The sequence below is a fragment of the Thalassospira lucentensis genome, assembly GCF_032921865.1.
Taxonomy (GTDB): domain Bacteria; phylum Pseudomonadota; class Alphaproteobacteria; order Rhodospirillales; family Thalassospiraceae; genus Thalassospira; species Thalassospira lucentensis_A.
Window position 1 is genome coordinate 4,262,896 of the sequence record NZ_CP136684.1, and the last position, 17,140, is coordinate 4,280,035.

Here is a 17,140-nt window from a genome sequence, read left to right on the forward strand (position 1 = left end):
GACGCCATCCCGGAGTTCAACTAATCGCGGGGGAATGAAAGCACCCCATTGGGAAAACGTCTTTGCTCAAACTCCGGATTTATTGATCACAGGGCGGGAATGTCGCCCTTATTCAACGGACAAGGTCAGCATCAGGGAACTAAGGCATTTGCCATGCGGATCAAGCGACAGCGACCTTGTAACGCCACCGCCAAGGGCATCATGCATGACAAAGTTCAGCGCCTGAATAGCGGGCAACTCATAGCGGATCACCTCACCCGCAACCAGCCCGGCAAAGTGCTGTTTGACGCGATCTGCGGTGACTTTTTCCAATATCTGCTCCCAATGCGATGGGTCGTAGGCTATCACGGAAATATTGGAAATATTGCCTTTATCACCGGTTCGGGAATGGGCGATATCGCGTAACAACATCATCAGGCCTCCAAAATTTCGACGGTGGTTTTGACCGCTTTTTCGGGCAGAAGACCGGAAACAATTGCAATGATTTCACGCGCCGATTTAGTCACTCCACCACCAGCCGCCGGGCCATTGAGGTAAAGACTTTCGACTTCTTCACCAATACGCGCGGCGTCGGAAATATTGTTGGTACGCCCGACAAAACGTACGCGCACTTCGGGCACACAATCAGGCTGGTCCACAGCACCACTGCCCAGCACCGCATCAACGCCAATCAGTTCCCCTCGCAATTCCTGGCAGTCGATACCAGCAAGACCAATGCGTTCTTTCAGGATATCAAGCGCCAAATGTCCGCGTTCATACGCACCTGGTCCGGCATATGAAATCTGCCCTTCACCGATACAGGAATCGACATAGCCGATTGAAACCTTAAGCTTGCCGGTTCTTGGCTTGCCGTCACCGCCCGAAATCGCGACACGATCCGGACCTATTTCCGAAACTGTCACACCGGAAAAATCGGCAATGACATCAGGCTGAAGATAGGCGGCGGGATCGTGAACCTCGTAAAGCAGCTGCTCCTTACAGGTTGCAGCAGTAACGCATCCACCGGTTCCTTTAACCTTGGTAATGACCGCCTGACCGTTTGCGTCAATTTCCGCTAACGGAAAACCAAGCCGGGCCAGATCCGGAACATCCTTGAAGCCCGGATCGGCAAAGTATCCGCCGGTGATCTGCCCCCCGCATTCCAGTAAATGCCCGACCAGCGTCCCGCGTCCAAGCCGCGTCCAGTCATCCATTTCCCAGCCGAACTCGTAAATCTGGGGTGCCAGAAACATCGCAGGATCGGCCGCACGCCCGGTCAGGATGACATCCGCCCCGCTTGCCAGTGCCTCCACAATAGGTCCGGCACCAAGATAGGCATTGGCAGAAACCAGTTTCCGATCAAACGCCCCCAACAAGCAGCCTGCATCGTCGATATGGAATGTTTCCGGGTCAAGCACGGACAAAACATCATCCCCGGTCACAGCCGCGACACGCAAGCCGGAAAGACCAAGTTCGCGCGCCACCGCCAAGGTCTTTTGTGCCGCGGCATTCGGGTTTGCCGCCCCCATATTGGAAATGATACGAACACCCTTTTCCCGGCAAATCGGCAATACCGCCCTCATGCGCCGTTCCAGCAACGGGTCATATCCGGCATCCGGATTACCCATTCTTGCCTGCTGTGCAAGGGCAATGGTACGTTCTGCCAGGCATTCAAATACGAGGTAATCGAGATCCCCGTCCCTGACCAGTTCGACCGCAGGTTCTATCCTGTCCCCGGCAAAACCGGCACCTGTTCCGATCCGCAAGGTTTTCATTGCGGTACCTCCGGAACAGAAGGCTGTTTTTTGCCAAAATAAAACCCGGTGGCAAGCACACCTGCAGCAATAAATGGGGCTAGGGCAAAGGGCCAAAGGGCGAGAACGATGACCACAACCAGCATACCGCGATCAAGCCATAGCTGCCCCCAAAAACGCTGCCCACCCAACAAAGCCGGGATCGCAAACACAAGAACCAGTCCGGACAAAAGGGCATTAAGCACCGATAATGCACCACCACCGCCGGTCATGCCCGGATACATCAGCAACATGAAGGGCACGACATAGGTCATCGCGCCAAGTCGCACGGCCTCCATCGCCGCGGGCAGCCAGTTTGTCCCGGCAATTCCCGCCCCGACAAATACCGCAACGCAAACCGGCGGCGTAATTACTGAAATCGTCGCAAAATAGAACACAAACAAATGTGCGGTCAGCGGCTCAACCCCGACAGCAGTCATCGCAGGTGCAAGAACCGCCGCCACCAGCACATATGCGGCTGTGGTCGGCAACCCCATCCCCATCACCATGCAGACAAGCCCGGCGACAATCGCCACCAGAACGGTCAAATCCCCGGCAAAAGAGACAATTAGCGAGCTTAGCGTCACTCCGATACCGGTCAGATTGATCATGGAAACAAGAATTTGCGCCCCCGCAAGCAACACGCCAATGATCACCATCCCTTTTCCGGCGTCAGCAATCCCGGCCAGAACGCGATGAGCCATGGTTTTCACCGAAAGGGCTCCATAGGATGTGGCAACAAACGCCACAAGCAATCCGCCAATTCCGTAAAAGGCAGACGTCGCAACCGACCGCCCCATGAATATCCCGATCCCAAGGCCCAAAAGGGCGGCAAAAATCGGCAAAACACGGCGCAATTGCAGAATTTCGGACCATGACGGTAATTCATCTTCCGGCACGAGGCGCAGGTTGCGCCGAACCGAAACAATATGCACAGTGACAAAAACAGAAAGATAAAACAGCAAAGCCGGAATGACCGCGGCGACCATCACATCGACATACGAAATGCCAAGAATTTCCGCCATCACAAAGGCCGCCGCCCCCATGATCGGAGGTGCAATCTGTCCGCCCGTCGACGCCACGGCTTCGACGGCTGCGGCAAACGGTGCTGGATAACCAAGCCGACGCATCATCGGAATGGTAAAGTTGCCAGTCGTGGCAACATTTGCAACAGCCGATCCGGAAATCATCCCGAACAGGCCGCTGGCAATGGTTGCGATTTTCGCAGCACCACCCGCCTGTCGACCGCCCAACCGCATGGCAAGGTCCATAAAGCTTTGGCCGCCGCCGGTATGCAGCAAAAGCGCCCCGAACAGTACAAAGGCAGCAATAACAGTTGCCGCAACCCCAGTCAGCATGCCCCAAACACCAAGATCGCCAAGGAAAATGGTTTCGGTGACAAAGGCCATGTCAAAGCCGCGATGACCAAGGCTGCCCGGAAGGTTATCGCCCAGTAGTGCATAAGCCAGACCAATCACGACCAGTGCCGGGAAAATGATACCCACGGCACGGCGACCGACTTCCAGAACCGCCAGAACAAGCCCTGCTGTCAAAACCATGTCCAGCGTCGTCGCCCACGGCAAGGAAGTCATGATTTCATCGTAATTCACAACGATATAGCTGCATGCGCAAAGGGTAATCGCGGCAATCAGCACATCGATGCAAATGCCCAGTCTGCGCCAGGGCCGTTCGTGCCCCAACGGATAGATGGCAAGTCCCAGACAAACCACCAGCGCAAGAAAAATCGCCCGCTGGATAAGACTTTCAAATGGTCCTGTCGCTGCCGTATAGAAAACAAAGGCACCAACCAGCAGTGCAAGCCCGCTTTGAACGCGATCCAACATGACGATTTTCCCTGATATTCTTTTTATATAGGCGACTTATTGCTTCGCCGGATCAAGCCGTGCCGGGATTTCGATCCCCTGCTCACGGAACCATTTCGCAGCACCCGGATGCAACGGAATTGTCGCGTATTGCAAGGTCAGTTTCGCAAGATCAACGCCCTTGACACTGGCCATCGCGGCCCCCTGTACTTCCTTGTCTTCCATCGCCGCCTTAACGATCTGATAAGCGGTTTCTTCGGACAGATTGGGACCGGCACCGACACCTACGCCAAAGCTCCAGGTCGTGTAGGCAGGAACACCATCCGCCGCACCAGCCGGAACATCAACCACGGAAACATCCGGCATCTTTTCAATCAGGGTTGCCTTCTGATCATCCGTCAGGCCAAGCACGCGAATGGGGGTAAAGGTCGCGATATCAATCGTTGAACTGTCAAGCTTTTCACCGGCACCGGATTTTACGTAACCCGCCACACGGTTGTCCTTGATCATGTCGACAACATCCGTCGTCGACCCGCGCACGTAATCCGCGCTCAGACCAAGAGCATTGAAAACCGCCTCGGTTGTGCTTTCGGTTGCCGATCCCTTGATCCCCGGATTGAAGCGGACATCGGCAAGACCCGCAAGACTTTCGACACCGGCATCATCGCGCACGATCACGTTTTGTGGTGCACCGGTATAAACCCACAAAAGCCCCAGATCCATTGCATGACCTTCAAACTTGTTGGTTCCGGCAACGGCATGCTGGGCAACGTTTGTCGTCACAAGCCCAAGGTCAATCTGTTTGCGTTCGATACGACGCAAATTATCCATTGTGGCACCGGTCTCAACAACCGATGCCTCGATATCGGCAACATTGTCATTGATCAATTTTGCCACAGCGACGAAGTAGCCATAGTGGCTTGACGATGCCGAGGTCGAACCAATCAGCAGCTTTTGCTGGGCGAAAGCCGGAAACGAAAGGCCAATAGCCATCGCTCCGGCAAGAGCGATCTTCATCATTTTCATAGGATATTCCTCCCTAAGCCCCGTGGGGCATTTTGTACTGCGGATATTTTTCAGTTTGTTTTCCGTCAGCCATACCAAAGCTTGCCCTATAACTTTTGTTGCCTGAAGTGATTAAAATGACATAATTAATGCATGAAACGCATCAATATTGACATGGATGAAATCCGGGCCTTCATTCTTTTGTCCGAAAGCGGAAGTTTTCGGGCAACGGCAGACAAACTTGGCCTTTCGGGATCAGCACTAAGCCGGCAAATCAGCCGACTTGAACAACGCACCGGCACGCGCCTGTTTGATCGCGATACGCGCAATGTCGCCCTGACCCAACAGGGCAGCGTTTTTCGTCATCTCGCCGAACGGATGCTTGGTACGGCCGAAAATGCGCTATCTGAATTTGATTCCTATCTTGCCGCACGACGCGGACGCCTGACAATTGCCGGTCTTCCATCCGTTACGGCCGGCTTGCTGCCGCCACTGATTTCTAGTTTCATGGACGCTCATCCCGATATTGATGTGCAGATCAACGATGTTCTTTCGGACGGTGTGATCCGCGAAGTCGAAATGGGTCAGGCCGATCTTGGTTTTACCGCAGGGGTGGTTCAGGCAACCGATAATCTGTCCTTTCAAAAACTGCTGACGGACCGGTTCATTGCGGTTGGTGCGCCCGGCGGCATCCTTGATGAAAAACGTCCCTACACATGGGAAGAACTGATTGCCGAGCCGATTGTCGCCATGGCGTCGGGCACAAGTGTCCGCACATTGATTGATGCAGCCTGCGCACAAAACAACATTCCCTTCCGCCCCCGGTTCGAGGTGTCCCATCTTGCCACAGCCGGAGCCTTCGTTTCACAAGGTTTGGGCGTGACAGCCCTGCCCGCGCTGACCCTTCCGGTTTTGGGGCGGGAACCGTTGATATTCCGGCCATTGGAAAAGCCGGAACTACTGCGACATATTGGACTGATCTGGCGATCCGGACGCACCCTTTCCCCGGCGGCGATGGCCTTCCTTGAGCTGGTGCGGCGAAGCGATCTGAAATCGCAGATTCCCGATGATTACGACTGGTAGGATGAACCGTCACTTGCCGTGGCCGCCCCGCGCCGAAGCGCAATCGGTGCATGGCCAAACCGCCGGGAAAAGGCACGTGAAAACGCGCTTTGATCGGTGAAGCCGACCTCTCGTGCGATATTGCCAAGTGTCATGGTATTTTTAGGATCGCCAAGCATCGCATGGGCGCGCTGCAATCTTTGTTCACCAAGCCATCGCATCGGCGTTGTCCCCAGATGGCGCTGGAAGGTGGCAAATAGCGCGCTTTCCGATTGCGCTGTAATCATTGCCATTTCAGAAATCCCAATCGGTTCAGACAGGCGCAGCTCAATCCAGGCAAGCAACCGTTGCAACCGCATCGGAATACCCTGACCGGAATCAGCATCGCGGCCCTGCGCGGCTGCCGAATGGCCAAGCACCTCACGCAAGGTTTGGCAAATGAAGGCATCATCGGCAAAGGCACTTTCGCAGGTCGCAATCCCCGCCATATGCAGCAATGACAGATTTTCCGGCTGAAGGTTTCCCTGCCCGTCAGGGGCGATGCGCCGTATCCGCGATATCGCCCGCTTTTGTTCAAGCCCCTGCAAAAGACCGGTCAAATGTCCCGCATATCCCGCCACGACTTCAAGATAGGGCGATGCACCCGCCTGATGCCAAAGCCTTTCAAGACCAGTCTGCGCCGCGACTTCGGTATCGACATCAAGCACAAGGAACCGGTTCATCCCCACCGCCCGATAGGCATGGGTATCGCCCGCGGGAACAAAGGCCAGTCTGCGACCGGAAACACATCCGCCACGCCCCTCTATCTCAAGCTCAAGCATGCCAAGATCGGCAATGATGATCTGGTGAAAATCATCATGGCTGTGACTGGCGGCTTCAGACCGGTACTGGCGAAAACTTGTTTGCATTTCTGTTCCTTTTCAGGAGCCACACGATATGCGATTGCAGCAGTTCCGCAAAGCCCTTCGGCACCCGAAATCCGGACAAACAAAAATCCGGCGAGGCGTTTACCACGAACGCCTCGCCGGATTGCATCGGTCGCCCGGGAGGAAGGCCAAAACCTTATGAAAACAGTTCCCTGTTTTCTTCGACGATCTGCGGCAAACGTTCCATCGTCCCTGAAAGGTGCTTGCGCATTTCAGAACTGGCCAGATTTCCGTCACCAGACTGGATCGCTGCAATAACCGCCTTGTGCCCCTCAAGCACCGAAAGCATTTTGCCTGCACGCGGCAGATCAAGCATGCGGACGCGTGCCAGGTGGCCGCTTCGCGCCGTTACCTGCACATGCAGGTTGGACTGGTTCACACCGGTAAACAGGGCGGCATGAAACGTCTCGTCAAGCTGCTTGAACAGATCGATCTGTTCGATATCGCCTGCAAGCGCTTCCTGCATTTTGATAATGCCCTTGGCTTTGACAACCGCGCCGGTTTCGCCCATTTCCGCCAATTGCCGAACAACTTCGCATTCCGCAGCAACGCGCAGAAAATGTTCTTCGCGAATGCGGGCAACATCTATCTTGGTCACAATGGTGCGCGACTGGGGATAGGATGCAACCAGCCCGTCCTGTTCCAGACGCATGATGGCTTCACGTACCGGGGATTGACTGACTTTGAAGCTTTCGGCCAGTTCCGCCCGAACCAGTGTTGTTTCAGGCGGAAGTGCCAGCGAAATGATCCGGCTTCTGATTTCCTCATACACAAGTGCCGAGGCCGGAACATGCGCATTGGCTTTTATCCCGCCATCCTGAACAGGCATGAAACCGCCCATAAATGTGTTCATCTTCACTCAACTCCCCGGCAATTGCGCAATGCCTGCATCCTTTGGGTCCCTAATTACATCAAGGCGTTGGGCAATAACAACGTCAAGCTTGGCACTGCCGCCATCAGAATGAAAAATACCGCCATCGCAATGAAGAACGGGATCGATGCCCGGGTATAAGCACCGGTTTTGACATCAAGAATGCCGCAAACCGTAAACATGATGACCCCGACCGGCGGCGTCAGCCCGCCAAAGTTGATCAGCGTCACGATCAAAATCCCCATATGGACCGGGTCATATCCGGCATTGACCAGAACCGGCATGACAATCGGCGTAACCAAAAGAATATTGGCCGCCCCTTCAAGGAACATGCCACTGATGACAAGAACCGCAACAACAAGGGTCAGGATCAGAACCGGGTTTTCGGTAAGCGTTGTGACAAATTCGGTAATCTGCTGGGGGGCGCGTTCGATGGTCATGGCATAGCCAAGAACGGCAGCCATAATGATCAGCAACATCACCATTCCAAGATCGGAAACAGAACCGGTCACTGCCTCGTAAAGCTTTTTCCAGTCCAGTTCCCGATAAACGAAAAACCCGACACAAAGCGCATAGAAAACAAGGAAAGCCCCTGCCTCGGTCGCAGTGAACAGGCCGAACCGGAAACCGACGATCAGAATGACCGGAAATGCCAGTGCCCAGATACTTTCCGAAAAGCTCGACCAAAGTTCTTTTGCACTCGGCACCGTTGGCAGATCGGGTTTGTAGCCGTTTTTATGCGCCACAAACCAGGATGTGATCATCAGAACAATCGTCAGGAAAATGCCGGGCAAAATACCCGCGAGGAACAGACGACCGATCGAAACCTCATTCACAAACCCGAACAGGATCAAACCGATGCTTGGCGGAATGGTCGCGGTGATAACCGACCCGAAGGCCAGAACAGCAGCCGTTGATGCCTTGGAATAGCCCTGCTTGATCATGCTGGGCCCCAGAAGGCGCGCCTCCATCGAGGCATCGGCAACAGCCGAGCCCGAAATCCCGCCCATCATGAAGCTTAAAACGATCGAAACCTGCGCCAGCCCCCCGGCCATCCAGCCGGTCAGCAGACGGGCAAATTTGACCAGGCGGAACGTAATCCCCGTCACATTCATCAGGTTTCCGGCAAGGATAAAGAACGGCACGGCCAAAAGCGGGAAGCTTTGTGTTGCCGTTACCATTTTCTGGATCACCACGGTTGGCGGCATGGCTCCGGTCAGAATGAAGACCGGCACCGAAGCAAGTGCCAGGGCAAAGGCGACAGGCATTCCGATGACCAGAAAAACCGTAAACAGTACCGCAATCAGTATCAGCATCAGAACAGCCCCCTGCTTCGAATTCGTTCGACAAGTTTAAACACCATGGTCCGCATCAAAAGGAGCAGACCGACAACCATCGAAGCATGAATGTAAGAGGCATGAATCTGCGTTGCGCCGACAAGACGGGGATGCATCAAAATCATGTTGCCCCACGCGTAATACAGCAGAAACGCAAGGAAGCTGATGATCACGACGATGTTGAACAGTTCGACCAGATCGCGTGCTTTGGGGGATATGTTGTCTTGCAGAATCTGGAGACCGAAATGCCGGTTTTCCTGCATGCCAATGTCAGCTGCCAGCATGCAAAGCCAGACAAAAATCAGCTGAGCCATTTCAATCGACCAGATAATCGGTGATCCCATGGCCCTGGCAATTGACGCAACGCCGACAAGAATGACGACCGCAACCAGCAGAATCCCGGCGCAGGCAAACTCAATTTGCTTGAGCATGTATTCCATTCCATCTTGAAGTTTGAAGTGCGTTGCCCCGCATCCGGAACAACGCACATTCGAAAGGCACGTTAACTGTCACCGGGAAATCAGCGGCCAAGAACTTTATTAACGATGGCGGCTTCCGCTTCGAGATCAAGCTGCTTGTAAACCGGCTTTACAGCTTCCTTGAACGGTGCAAGATCGACTTCGCTGACTTCAACCCCGCTTGCGGCAACATCTTCAAGGGCTTTTTCGCCGAGTTCGATGGTCAGTTGCGATGCATAGCGGCCATCCTCAACCGCAAGATCACGGACGATTTTCTGGTTTTCGGGGGAAATGTCATCCCATGCATCGGCACCGACGACCAATGCGGTAACAAGCTGAATATGGCCGGTCTTGGTCACATTCTTGATCACTTCATACAGTTTGGCATTCCAGATTGCGGTCGGCTGGGCTTCGGCACCGTCAATCGTGCCAAGCTGCAAGGCAGTGTAAACTTCGCCCCAGGCAATCGGGGTTGGCTCGGCCCCCATCGCGCGGATGGTTTCGATCCAGACTGGCGCACCGATTGTCCGCATCCGGACACCGGCAAGATCAGCAGGGCTTGAAACCGGGTGCTGCGTCAAGGCATGGCGCGCGCCCTGATACCAGTTCGATGCAATCATCACGAGGCCAGACTTCTCGCGAAGCTCGTCACCCCAGGCGATATATTCATCCGAAAGGGCAAATTTGTCGGCCTGCTCGTAATTATCAAACAGGAACGGTGCCGACATGATCGCCAGCGACGGAACGAAACTTGAAAGACGGGCAACATCGGTGACCGTTCCAATCGCGGCACCGGCACGGGCCTGATCGATCATCTCGGTGGTGTCGCCAAGCTGCGAATTGTGGAAAACCTCGATAACCACTTCACCATTGGTGGCTTTTTCCACATCAAGCTTGAACTTCTCAAGCCCCTGCCCCATCGGGTCATTCGGTGCGAGAACAGTCCCGATGCGAAGCGTCGTTGCAGCCGTCGCAGGCATGCCTGCGGCAAGCGCCCCGGCAAGCACGGCACAGATTCCAAGTGTTTTCACAGTAAAGTTCATTATGGAAGTCCTCCCGTTGGATTGGCGTTTTTGCCATTAATTGATATTTTAGTTTGTTTGAAATTTTAGATATGCGAGATCAATCTTGTCAACTGATTTCTCAACTTGTTAAAATTCATTAAAATCAACAACTTAAATGGTTTTATCAATTCTTCAGGCCGAGACTTGTAATAAACTTGGAAATGATTAGCCCCCCGCTCCAAACACGAAAACGGCGATCCGGAGCTGCCATATTCTGTACAAAGCCCCATCACATTTACCGGTCATCTTCGACAGACACGAAATAATCCGCATCACACGGAACCGTGACTGAACCCTGCGGCAACGCGACGCGTAAAACGTGCAAAACAACAGGATCACACCGTGACAACGGATACCGGGCACGCGCACACCTCCTCGCCCATTGTCGGGCAACCCGTATCGGACAGCACCATTGCGCCCAGTCACGCCATGCTTGTCCGTTACATTCTGTCGATGGCGGGCATGGCTTTCATCGATGTGTGCTTTTCCGGCGCTTATGTTCTGATCTCGGGCAACTTTTCGGTCATCTGGCGGGCGGCCATCATTAATGCCGTTATTCTGGTTGCCCTCAATACCGCCGGGGCAATTTTGATTTTCCAACCGATTTTGCGGATGATCAATGCACTAGCGCACCAGCAGCCCATCAAACGCAGTACCGGCCTACGGCGCCTGCGCAAGCTTCATGTTCTTTCCGCAATCTGGGCCTTCATGGTCGGGCTTGCCTATTGCCTCGCCGCATTCGGTCTTGGCACCTTCAACGTCAATCAGGCCGACCTGCCAGAGGTTGATCTGGCAACCAAAATCTACGCCGCGTCATGGTTCAGCTTTGCTTATGCCGCACATTTTGCGATCTATGCGTTTTTCGCCTCGGCCGACTGTGCTGAAATCATTCGCAAACAGACACATGATCTTTGGGGAATTGAATATCATCCCGGACGCGGGCGCATCGGATTACGCTTGGCTATTGTGATCCTGGCCTTGACCATGATTTCATCGGTAGCCATTCTGCTTGATATTACGCTGTTTCGCGATATCCGTGCAGCACAGGGACTAAGCGTTGAGCAAGCCGTGATCCTTGATGTGATTGCAACGGAAACTGCTGCCGTTTTGTGTCTGTTTTTCATCAGCCGCACCCTTACCCGTCCGATCGGACAATTGACCGAAGCCGTGCGTGAAATCGGCGCAGGACAAACCACAACCCGTATCGCCGTCACCAGCGACGATGAAGTCAGCCGACTGGCATTCGAATTTAATCGAATGGCTGCGGGGCTGGAGGAAAAAGACCGAATGCGCCGTGCGTTCGAACGCTATGTCAGTCAGGATGTGGTCGAACTGGCCATGAAACGTGAACAAAGCGGCGATCCCCGCGCGGCCGGGGAGCTTCGCTTTGCCACGGTAATGTTTACTGATATCAGCGGCTTTACGCGCCTGTCGGAGGATATGGAACCGGCTGATGTCATTGCCCTGCTGAACGAATATTTCGATCTGGTCAATGCACCGATCCGCAATCACCGCGGTGTGGTTCTGAACTATGTCGGCGATGCGCTTCATGCCGTGTTCAATGTCCTGCACGAAGATCCTGATCACGCTGCCAACGCTGTACGAGCGGCCATCACCATGCAAAACATTACCCGCCATCATAAATTCGCAGGCACCATGAATGTCCAAACACGGATCGGTATTCATTCCGGGCCGGTGGTTGCCGGCCCTGTCGGATCGGGGGACCGGATCGATTTCACCATTCAGGGCGATACGGCCAACCTTGCATCGCGCCTTGAAGCCATGAACAAGGAAACCGGCACCGAGATTCTGATCAGTGCCGCAACCCGAGAACTGGTCAATACCGCCACGGGCGGGACAATTGCCTTTAAAGCCCTGGGTTCCTTTACCATTCGTGGTCGCCAGCAACCGGTTGACCTGTTCACCATTTCAGATGAGTAAATTGGCTTTTCCGATATGCCAGTCCGCAACTAAATGCGCCGCTCGAAATTTAGCCTTTTTTGCCAAACCCCAATCCCATATGTTTTAATGAAATAATTCATCATCTTGCAAGATGACGGGCCTTCGGGTGAGCGGCAAACCTAAAAGCGGAGACGATTTTGACCTTCTGCGAAAAGTGCGATCAGATACCGGAAATTGCGCCGAGCGAAGGCCGCCTTTACCTTTGGCCACCCGTTGCACATACAACCGGTAAAATTCTCGCCAGTATCAAAAAGCTTGGGCATTCGGCAGAAAAAAGCGCGTCGGTTGCAACGCTTTATCTTGATTATGTTCGTCCGGGTCTGCGCCCGCTGATTGATGCAATTTCCGAAAACCTGCTGCCCGAGGAAATCGCCGACACCAAGGCGTTGATTATGGCTGGCAGCATGGAACCGCAACTTGACGACATTGCGCGCGTCACCTCGCTTGGTGCCATTCGCGCACAGATCGGCGCCGAATGGCTGGGCGACATGCTGCGGGACAATCGCCTGAAATCCGTTTTTCAACCGATTTTTGCGGCTGAAAACATCACCAAGCCCTATGCGCACGAATGCCTGATCCGCGGGACCGATAAAACCGGCAATGTCATCACCCCGGATAAGTTGTTTGGCGCCGCCCAATCAGCCGATTTGCTGTTCCAGCTTGACCGGGCGGCGCGTGCGGCAAATGTTCGCAACGCGCACGAAGCTGGCATTTCGGGCAATCTGTTTATCAACTTTACGCCAAGTTCGATCTACGATCCGGATTCCTGCCTGCGTACAACGATTGACGTCGTTTCGGAATGCGGACTGGATCGCAACAAGGTTGTCTTTGAAGTGATCGAAACCGAAAAAGTGCGGAGTATCGAGCATCTTGGCGCGATTTTGAAATCCTATCGCGACTCAGGATTTCGGGTTGCACTGGACGATGTCGGATCGGGCTATTCGACCCTGAACATGCTGCCGCAATTGCAACCCGACATCATTAAAATCGACCGGGATCTGATCGACCATGTTGATCAGGACAAATACAAACAGGCTATCGTTAGCAAGCTGATCGACCTGGCCAAACAGCTCGACATCGATGTCGTAGCAGAAGGAATTGAACGTCAGGGCGAACTTGATTTCCTGACCGATTACGGCGTGGACTATGTGCAAGGGTATCTGCTTGGAAGGCCAAATGCCGTGCCTTTTGCCGATGGCGCATAAGCCCAATCCAATTATTCTGTGACGCCATCTCTTGCCTACAGGGACGAGACACGGACGCCCCGCAGTTACCGGGCGACGCTTCGGAATTTTGCCGGGGTCAAGCCGGTGAAACCGCTAAACCTTGTGGTCAGATGGGCCTGGCTTGAAAAGCCGGTGGCATGCGCGATATCGGCAACCGACAGTGCCGGATCACGCAACATCTGTTTTGCGGCCTCGATCCGGCGGCGCAGAACATATTTATGCGGTGCCTCGCCCACGGACTGGCGGAACATACGCGCGAAATGATAGGGCGAAAGCCCCGCCTCGGCCGAAATCTGTTCGAGTGAAAGCGGCTGATCCAGATTGGCTTCGATAAAATCAAAGACCCGGCGTCTGATTTGCGGCGACAGGCCGCCACGTACCCGAAATTCCAGATCCCGTTTCGAGGAATAGCTGCGCAGCATATGCCCCATCAGCATCTGCCCCGCACTCGACATTGCCATACGATCAGCCGGTGCATCCCAGTCCAGTGGCAACATGGCGTGACGGATTGTCTGCTCGATCAGGGGATCAAGGAAAAAGGTCTTTTCAGGGACTTCGACGGCGTTGGGTTCGATGTCGAACGCCTCGACCACCGCGCGTTCCCATGCAGAATGCGGGATATAAAGGTGGAACAGCTCGACCTCGCCATTGACCACCCAGTCCGATGTCAGATGCGCCGGCATCAGGCAACAGCGCCCCGGCCCGCCACCGGTTAGCGGATCGGGTCCGATCTGGCGTTTAATGCCGGTGCCACCGTTGACATAGAGGCTGATGGTGTGATGGTCGGGATCGGTATAGCGGGTCATGACATCCGCATTGCGCCGCCAGTGTGCGGCCGAAATGCTGTCGCCAAAATCGCCCGCATTCAGCAGTTCGGCATCACCGATCAGCTGATTATAGACTTCAAAATTCTGGTATCGACCATTGGGCACAAACATCTGCACGTCCTGTTTCTGAGGCCTGATCATCGCATTGCGGCACCATATTGCAAAGCCCGTCGTGCGAATGGCTGCATTGATTTGCGCAAGATTGTGAAAAACACCGCAAGTTCGTGAAAGCCGTACATCGCCCAAACAGTCTATAAACGGGCTTGGGATATGCCCCACATATCGACCTTGTCCTGTTTTTCGCCCTGCCCCTCTCGTCACCGGAGTTGCCCCGTTATCATGACCGCCCTGCTTTTTCTGATCGTCACGGCCTGCTGGGGATTTACCTGGTATGCGATCAAGCTCCAGATCGGGCCGATCCCGATTGAAATGTCGATATTCTACCGCTTCCTGCTAGCCGCCGTGGTGTTGTGCGGTTTTCTGATCCTGTCGCGCAAATGGCGACCGGTTCCGTGGCGGGCCCATCCTTGGATCGTGCTTCTCGGCTGCGGGCTGTTTGGCATCAACTTTATCCTGATGTATTCGGCCACCGGCTATATCGCATCGGGGATTGTTGCGGTGATCTTTACCACCTCGACCATTTTCAATGCGCTTGGCAATTGGGCCTTTTATGGACAGCGGCCGGGTCTGCGCTTTGTCTTTGGGGCGGCATTTGGCCTTGGCGGTATTGCCTGTCTGTTTGCCAATCAGATTTACGCGCTGTCGCATAATCCGCATGCCATCACCGGCCTTTTGTTTGCCCTTGGCGGGACGGCGGTGTTTAGCATGGGTAACATGGTTTCGGTCAAACTGAACGCCATGGGTATTCCCAACCGCGATGCGGTGGCGCGTGGCATGGCCTATGGTGCGGTATTGCTGTTCATCTTTGCCCTGCTGCGCGGTCAGACGCCGGTCATACCGACCGATCCGGTCTATATCGGCGGTCTTCTGTATCTGGCCATTCCGGGCTCGGTCGTTGCCTTCATTGCCTATCTGGCGCTGGTGCATCGGGTCGGCGCAGGACGTGCGGCCTATGTCACCGTCCTGTTCCCGGTGGTGGCCCTTACGGTTTCCACCTTCCTTGAAGGTTATGTCTGGACGCCGATTGGGGCGACGGGGCTTGTCATGATCTTCCTTGGCAATATCACGATATTTGCCCGCCTGCCCGGCGCAAAAGCCAGAGCCGCCAAAGCCGCTGCAAAGGCATGAACAAAAAACGGTCGCCTGACGATATCGCGGGCGACCGTTTGCCAATCTATGCCGGTTTGGCTTTGCGCCCCTGCCAGACTTCGGGGTTGATCATATGGATCGGATCGCCATTGGCATAGGCGACCACCTGATCGAAAATATCGCCAAACTGCATGTCCAGCTCATCCTCGGTCACGAAGCCGACATGCGGGGTTGCCAGAACATTGGGATGGTTGGCAAACCGGTCATCCGGGTCGGTTAAGGGTTCGGTATCCAGCACATCCACTGCGGCCTTGCCCGGCCGCCCGGCATCAAGGGCCGCCAGAAGCGCGCCCGGTGCCACCAACCCGGCCCGCGATGTGTTGACAAACAGGCTTCCGGGTCGCATCCGTGCGAGATCATCGGCCGTAATTATCCCGCGAGTTTCCGGGGTCAGGCGCATATGCACCGTGATGATATCGGGAGCTGCAAAGAACGCCTCGCGTGACGCGGCAACATCCAGCCCGTCATCAGTAGCGGCCTTGCGCGATGCCTCGGACGCCCAGACCAGCACATTCATCCCGAACGCCTTGGCATAACCCGCCACCACGCGCGAAATCTTGCCATATCCGAGGATACCGATGGTTCGCCCGCGCAATGTCTTGCCGATCCCCATCTGCCACTGCCCGGCTTTAAGCGACGCGTTCTGTTCGACGATCTGGCGGGCGGATGCCATGATCAGCGCCCATGTCATTTCGGCCGCCGCATAGGATGGCGCCTTGCCCGCCCCCTGTTTCGAACACAGCAACACGCCGCGTTTCGTGCAGGCATCGACATCAATATGGGTATAAGCACTGCGCTGGCTGATCAGTTTTACATTTGGCAAATGTGCCAGCAATTCATCGGTGATTTTGGTGCGTTCACGAAACAGGACGACCGCCTCCGCATCGCCAATCGCGTGTGCCAGTTCCGCCGGATCATCATATTTCTGCCGAAGGATCGTTACGTCATGCCCGGCCAGTTTTTCATAGCATGGCAGATGAAAAATGCTGTCGAGATAGTCGTCAAGAATTGTGATCTTCATTCCAAATCCCGCCATGTTTTACCGTATGTAAGGGCATTTATTCGCCGTGATCACGACACTTTGGGCGATACTCGCACCGGGAGAATGGTGGTGCAATACAGATCGTCCATATCCAATTTTATCGCCCTTTCCACCTTTGCTTTTCCTTCCGGTTTGCCTCTATGCGATCCTGTAAAAACCGTGAAAGCCGCCAACCGGGATTGTGCCGATCAGCCATAAGGCTGCGCTTGGCTGCGATCACATCACCATGCCATACCCCATAGACGTCTTGCAGCATCCAGTCTTCCATCGCCAGCATAGCGTCAACCTCGCGCAGGTTCCGCCGATACGCTTCGCGACGCACGCGCCATTTGGCCCCAAAACCCGCCATTCTGGCCCACACCCCATCGGACCTGCTGGTCACGTCGGTTTTGGCGGCTACCGTCGGTTCGCATGAAATTTGCGCTGCCATGGCCATCATCCTTTTCAAGTTTTCCCAATCACTGATAACGAGATGATGAGGATTTCTTATTGATGA

Annotated in this window: 16 protein-coding genes; 4 read left to right on the top strand and 12 right to left on the bottom strand. The window is 54.6% G+C overall.

Features of this window, described 5'->3' with window-relative positions:
- Positions 1-108: 108 nt before the first annotated feature.
- From R1T41_RS20590 to R1T41_RS20605, 4 genes are read right to left on the bottom strand one after another with little or no spacing between them, the layout of a single operon-like run.
- Entirely contained in the window at positions 109-414 is a 306-nt protein-coding gene (locus R1T41_RS20590) for a hypothetical protein (protein ID WP_317338931.1), read from the bottom strand.
- Positions 414-1,754, bottom strand: a complete 1,341-nt coding sequence (locus tag R1T41_RS20595; protein ID WP_317338932.1) for an acyclic terpene utilization AtuA family protein — start codon at positions 1,752-1,754, stop codon at positions 414-416. Before R1T41_RS20595 ends, R1T41_RS20590 begins: the two co-directional genes overlap by 1 nt.
- Positions 1,751-3,616: a TRAP transporter fused permease subunit gene (locus tag R1T41_RS20600; RefSeq protein WP_317338934.1), complete on the bottom strand. Its 1,866-nt coding sequence runs from the start codon at positions 3,614-3,616 to the stop codon at positions 1,751-1,753. Before R1T41_RS20600 ends, R1T41_RS20595 begins: the two co-directional genes overlap by 4 nt.
- Before the next feature lie 36 nt (positions 3,617-3,652).
- Complete coding sequence (locus R1T41_RS20605) at positions 3,653-4,615, bottom strand: TAXI family TRAP transporter solute-binding subunit (RefSeq protein ID WP_317338935.1); 963 nt, start codon at positions 4,613-4,615, stop codon at positions 3,653-3,655.
- A gap of 138 nt (positions 4,616-4,753) precedes the next feature.
- Between R1T41_RS20605 and R1T41_RS20610 the strand changes: the two genes are divergently transcribed.
- A complete protein-coding gene (locus R1T41_RS20610) occupies positions 4,754-5,683 on the top strand; it encodes a LysR family transcriptional regulator (protein ID WP_317338937.1) in 930 nt (309 codons plus the stop codon).
- On the opposite strand, the gene R1T41_RS20615 is transcribed toward R1T41_RS20610, so the two are convergent.
- From R1T41_RS20615 to R1T41_RS20635, 5 genes are all read right to left on the bottom strand, one after another.
- Complete coding sequence (locus R1T41_RS20615) at positions 5,671-6,570, bottom strand: AraC family transcriptional regulator (protein WP_317338938.1); 900 nt, start codon at positions 6,568-6,570, stop codon at positions 5,671-5,673. The two genes, R1T41_RS20610 and R1T41_RS20615, sit on opposite strands and share 13 nt — an antisense overlap.
- Before the next feature lie 154 nt (positions 6,571-6,724).
- The gene (locus R1T41_RS20620; protein WP_062952137.1) at positions 6,725-7,441 is read right to left on the bottom strand and encodes a GntR family transcriptional regulator; all 717 of its coding nucleotides are present in this window, start codon (positions 7,439-7,441) and stop codon (positions 6,725-6,727) included.
- Positions 7,442-7,494: 53 nt separating this feature from the next.
- Positions 7,495-8,775, bottom strand: a complete 1,281-nt coding sequence (locus R1T41_RS20625) for a TRAP transporter large permease (RefSeq protein ID WP_062959437.1) — start codon at positions 8,773-8,775, stop codon at positions 7,495-7,497.
- Positions 8,775-9,227 carry a TRAP transporter small permease gene (locus tag R1T41_RS20630; RefSeq protein WP_209223070.1) on the bottom strand — a complete coding sequence of 151 codons (453 nt, stop codon included), beginning with the start codon at positions 9,225-9,227 and terminating at the stop codon, positions 8,775-8,777. Before R1T41_RS20630 ends, R1T41_RS20625 begins: the two co-directional genes overlap by 1 nt.
- A gap of 89 nt (positions 9,228-9,316) precedes the next feature.
- Positions 9,317-10,297: a C4-dicarboxylate TRAP transporter substrate-binding protein gene (locus tag R1T41_RS20635; RefSeq protein WP_062952136.1), complete on the bottom strand. Its 981-nt coding sequence runs from the start codon at positions 10,295-10,297 to the stop codon at positions 9,317-9,319.
- A 363-nt stretch (positions 10,298-10,660) separates the two neighbouring features.
- Here R1T41_RS20635 and R1T41_RS20640 point away from each other — a divergent pair, with 363 nt between their 5' ends.
- Together R1T41_RS20640 and R1T41_RS20645 are read left to right on the top strand one after the other, a co-directional pair.
- Positions 10,661-12,259: an adenylate/guanylate cyclase domain-containing protein gene (locus R1T41_RS20640; RefSeq protein ID WP_317338941.1), complete on the top strand. Its 1,599-nt coding sequence runs from the start codon at positions 10,661-10,663 to the stop codon at positions 12,257-12,259.
- A gap of 158 nt (positions 12,260-12,417) precedes the next feature.
- A complete protein-coding gene (locus R1T41_RS20645) occupies positions 12,418-13,485 on the top strand; it encodes an EAL domain-containing protein (protein ID WP_317338944.1) in 1,068 nt (355 codons plus the stop codon).
- A gap of 65 nt (positions 13,486-13,550) precedes the next feature.
- On the opposite strand, the gene R1T41_RS20650 is transcribed toward R1T41_RS20645, so the two are convergent.
- Positions 13,551-14,444 (bottom strand): helix-turn-helix domain-containing protein, encoded by an 894-nt coding sequence (locus tag R1T41_RS20650; RefSeq protein ID WP_247742276.1) that lies wholly within the window; start codon positions 14,442-14,444, stop codon positions 13,551-13,553.
- A 228-nt stretch (positions 14,445-14,672) separates the two neighbouring features.
- Between R1T41_RS20650 and R1T41_RS20655 the strand changes: the two genes are divergently transcribed.
- Positions 14,673-15,581, top strand: a complete 909-nt coding sequence (locus R1T41_RS20655) for a DMT family transporter (protein WP_317338946.1) — start codon at positions 14,673-14,675, stop codon at positions 15,579-15,581.
- A gap of 46 nt (positions 15,582-15,627) precedes the next feature.
- Here R1T41_RS20655 and R1T41_RS20660 read toward each other — a convergent pair whose 3' ends face one another.
- Positions 15,628-16,623, bottom strand: coding sequence for a D-2-hydroxyacid dehydrogenase family protein (locus R1T41_RS20660; RefSeq protein WP_317338948.1), 996 nt, complete (start codon positions 16,621-16,623; stop codon positions 15,628-15,630).
- Between the two features lie 118 nt (positions 16,624-16,741).
- Positions 16,742-17,074: a hypothetical protein gene (locus R1T41_RS20665; RefSeq protein WP_317338950.1), complete on the bottom strand. Its 333-nt coding sequence runs from the start codon at positions 17,072-17,074 to the stop codon at positions 16,742-16,744.
- Between the last annotated feature and the right edge of the window lie 66 nt (positions 17,075-17,140).

Excerpts from the sequence above, each read along its gene's own strand:
- R1T41_RS20590 (WP_317338931.1), bottom strand. The coding sequence starts at position 414 with ATGATGTTGTTACGCGATATCGCCCATTCCCGAACCGGTGATAAAGGC.
- R1T41_RS20595 (WP_317338932.1), bottom strand. The coding sequence starts at position 1,754 with ATGAAAACCTTGCGGATCGGAACAGGTGCCGGTTTTGCCGGGGACAGG.
- R1T41_RS20600 (WP_317338934.1), bottom strand. The coding sequence starts at position 3,616 with ATGTTGGATCGCGTTCAAAGCGGGCTTGCACTGCTGGTTGGTGCCTTT.
- R1T41_RS20605 (WP_317338935.1), bottom strand. The coding sequence starts at position 4,615 with ATGATGAAGATCGCTCTTGCCGGAGCGATGGCTATTGGCCTTTCGTTT.
- R1T41_RS20610 (WP_317338937.1), top strand. The coding sequence starts at position 4,754 with ATGAAACGCATCAATATTGACATGGATGAAATCCGGGCCTTCATTCTT.
- R1T41_RS20615 (WP_317338938.1), bottom strand. The coding sequence starts at position 6,570 with ATGCAAACAAGTTTTCGCCAGTACCGGTCTGAAGCCGCCAGTCACAGC.
- R1T41_RS20620 (WP_062952137.1), bottom strand. The coding sequence starts at position 7,441 with ATGAACACATTTATGGGCGGTTTCATGCCTGTTCAGGATGGCGGGATA.
- R1T41_RS20625 (WP_062959437.1), bottom strand. The coding sequence starts at position 8,775 with ATGCTGATACTGATTGCGGTACTGTTTACGGTTTTTCTGGTCATCGGA.
- R1T41_RS20630 (WP_209223070.1), bottom strand. The coding sequence starts at position 9,227 with ATGCTCAAGCAAATTGAGTTTGCCTGCGCCGGGATTCTGCTGGTTGCG.
- R1T41_RS20635 (WP_062952136.1), bottom strand. The coding sequence starts at position 10,297 with ATGAACTTTACTGTGAAAACACTTGGAATCTGTGCCGTGCTTGCCGGG.
- R1T41_RS20650 (WP_247742276.1), bottom strand. The coding sequence starts at position 14,444 with ATGTTTGTGCCCAATGGTCGATACCAGAATTTTGAAGTCTATAATCAG.
- R1T41_RS20655 (WP_317338946.1), top strand. The coding sequence starts at position 14,673 with ATGACCGCCCTGCTTTTTCTGATCGTCACGGCCTGCTGGGGATTTACC.
- R1T41_RS20660 (WP_317338948.1), bottom strand. The coding sequence starts at position 16,623 with ATGAAGATCACAATTCTTGACGACTATCTCGACAGCATTTTTCATCTG.
- R1T41_RS20665 (WP_317338950.1), bottom strand. The coding sequence starts at position 17,074 with ATGGCAGCGCAAATTTCATGCGAACCGACGGTAGCCGCCAAAACCGAC.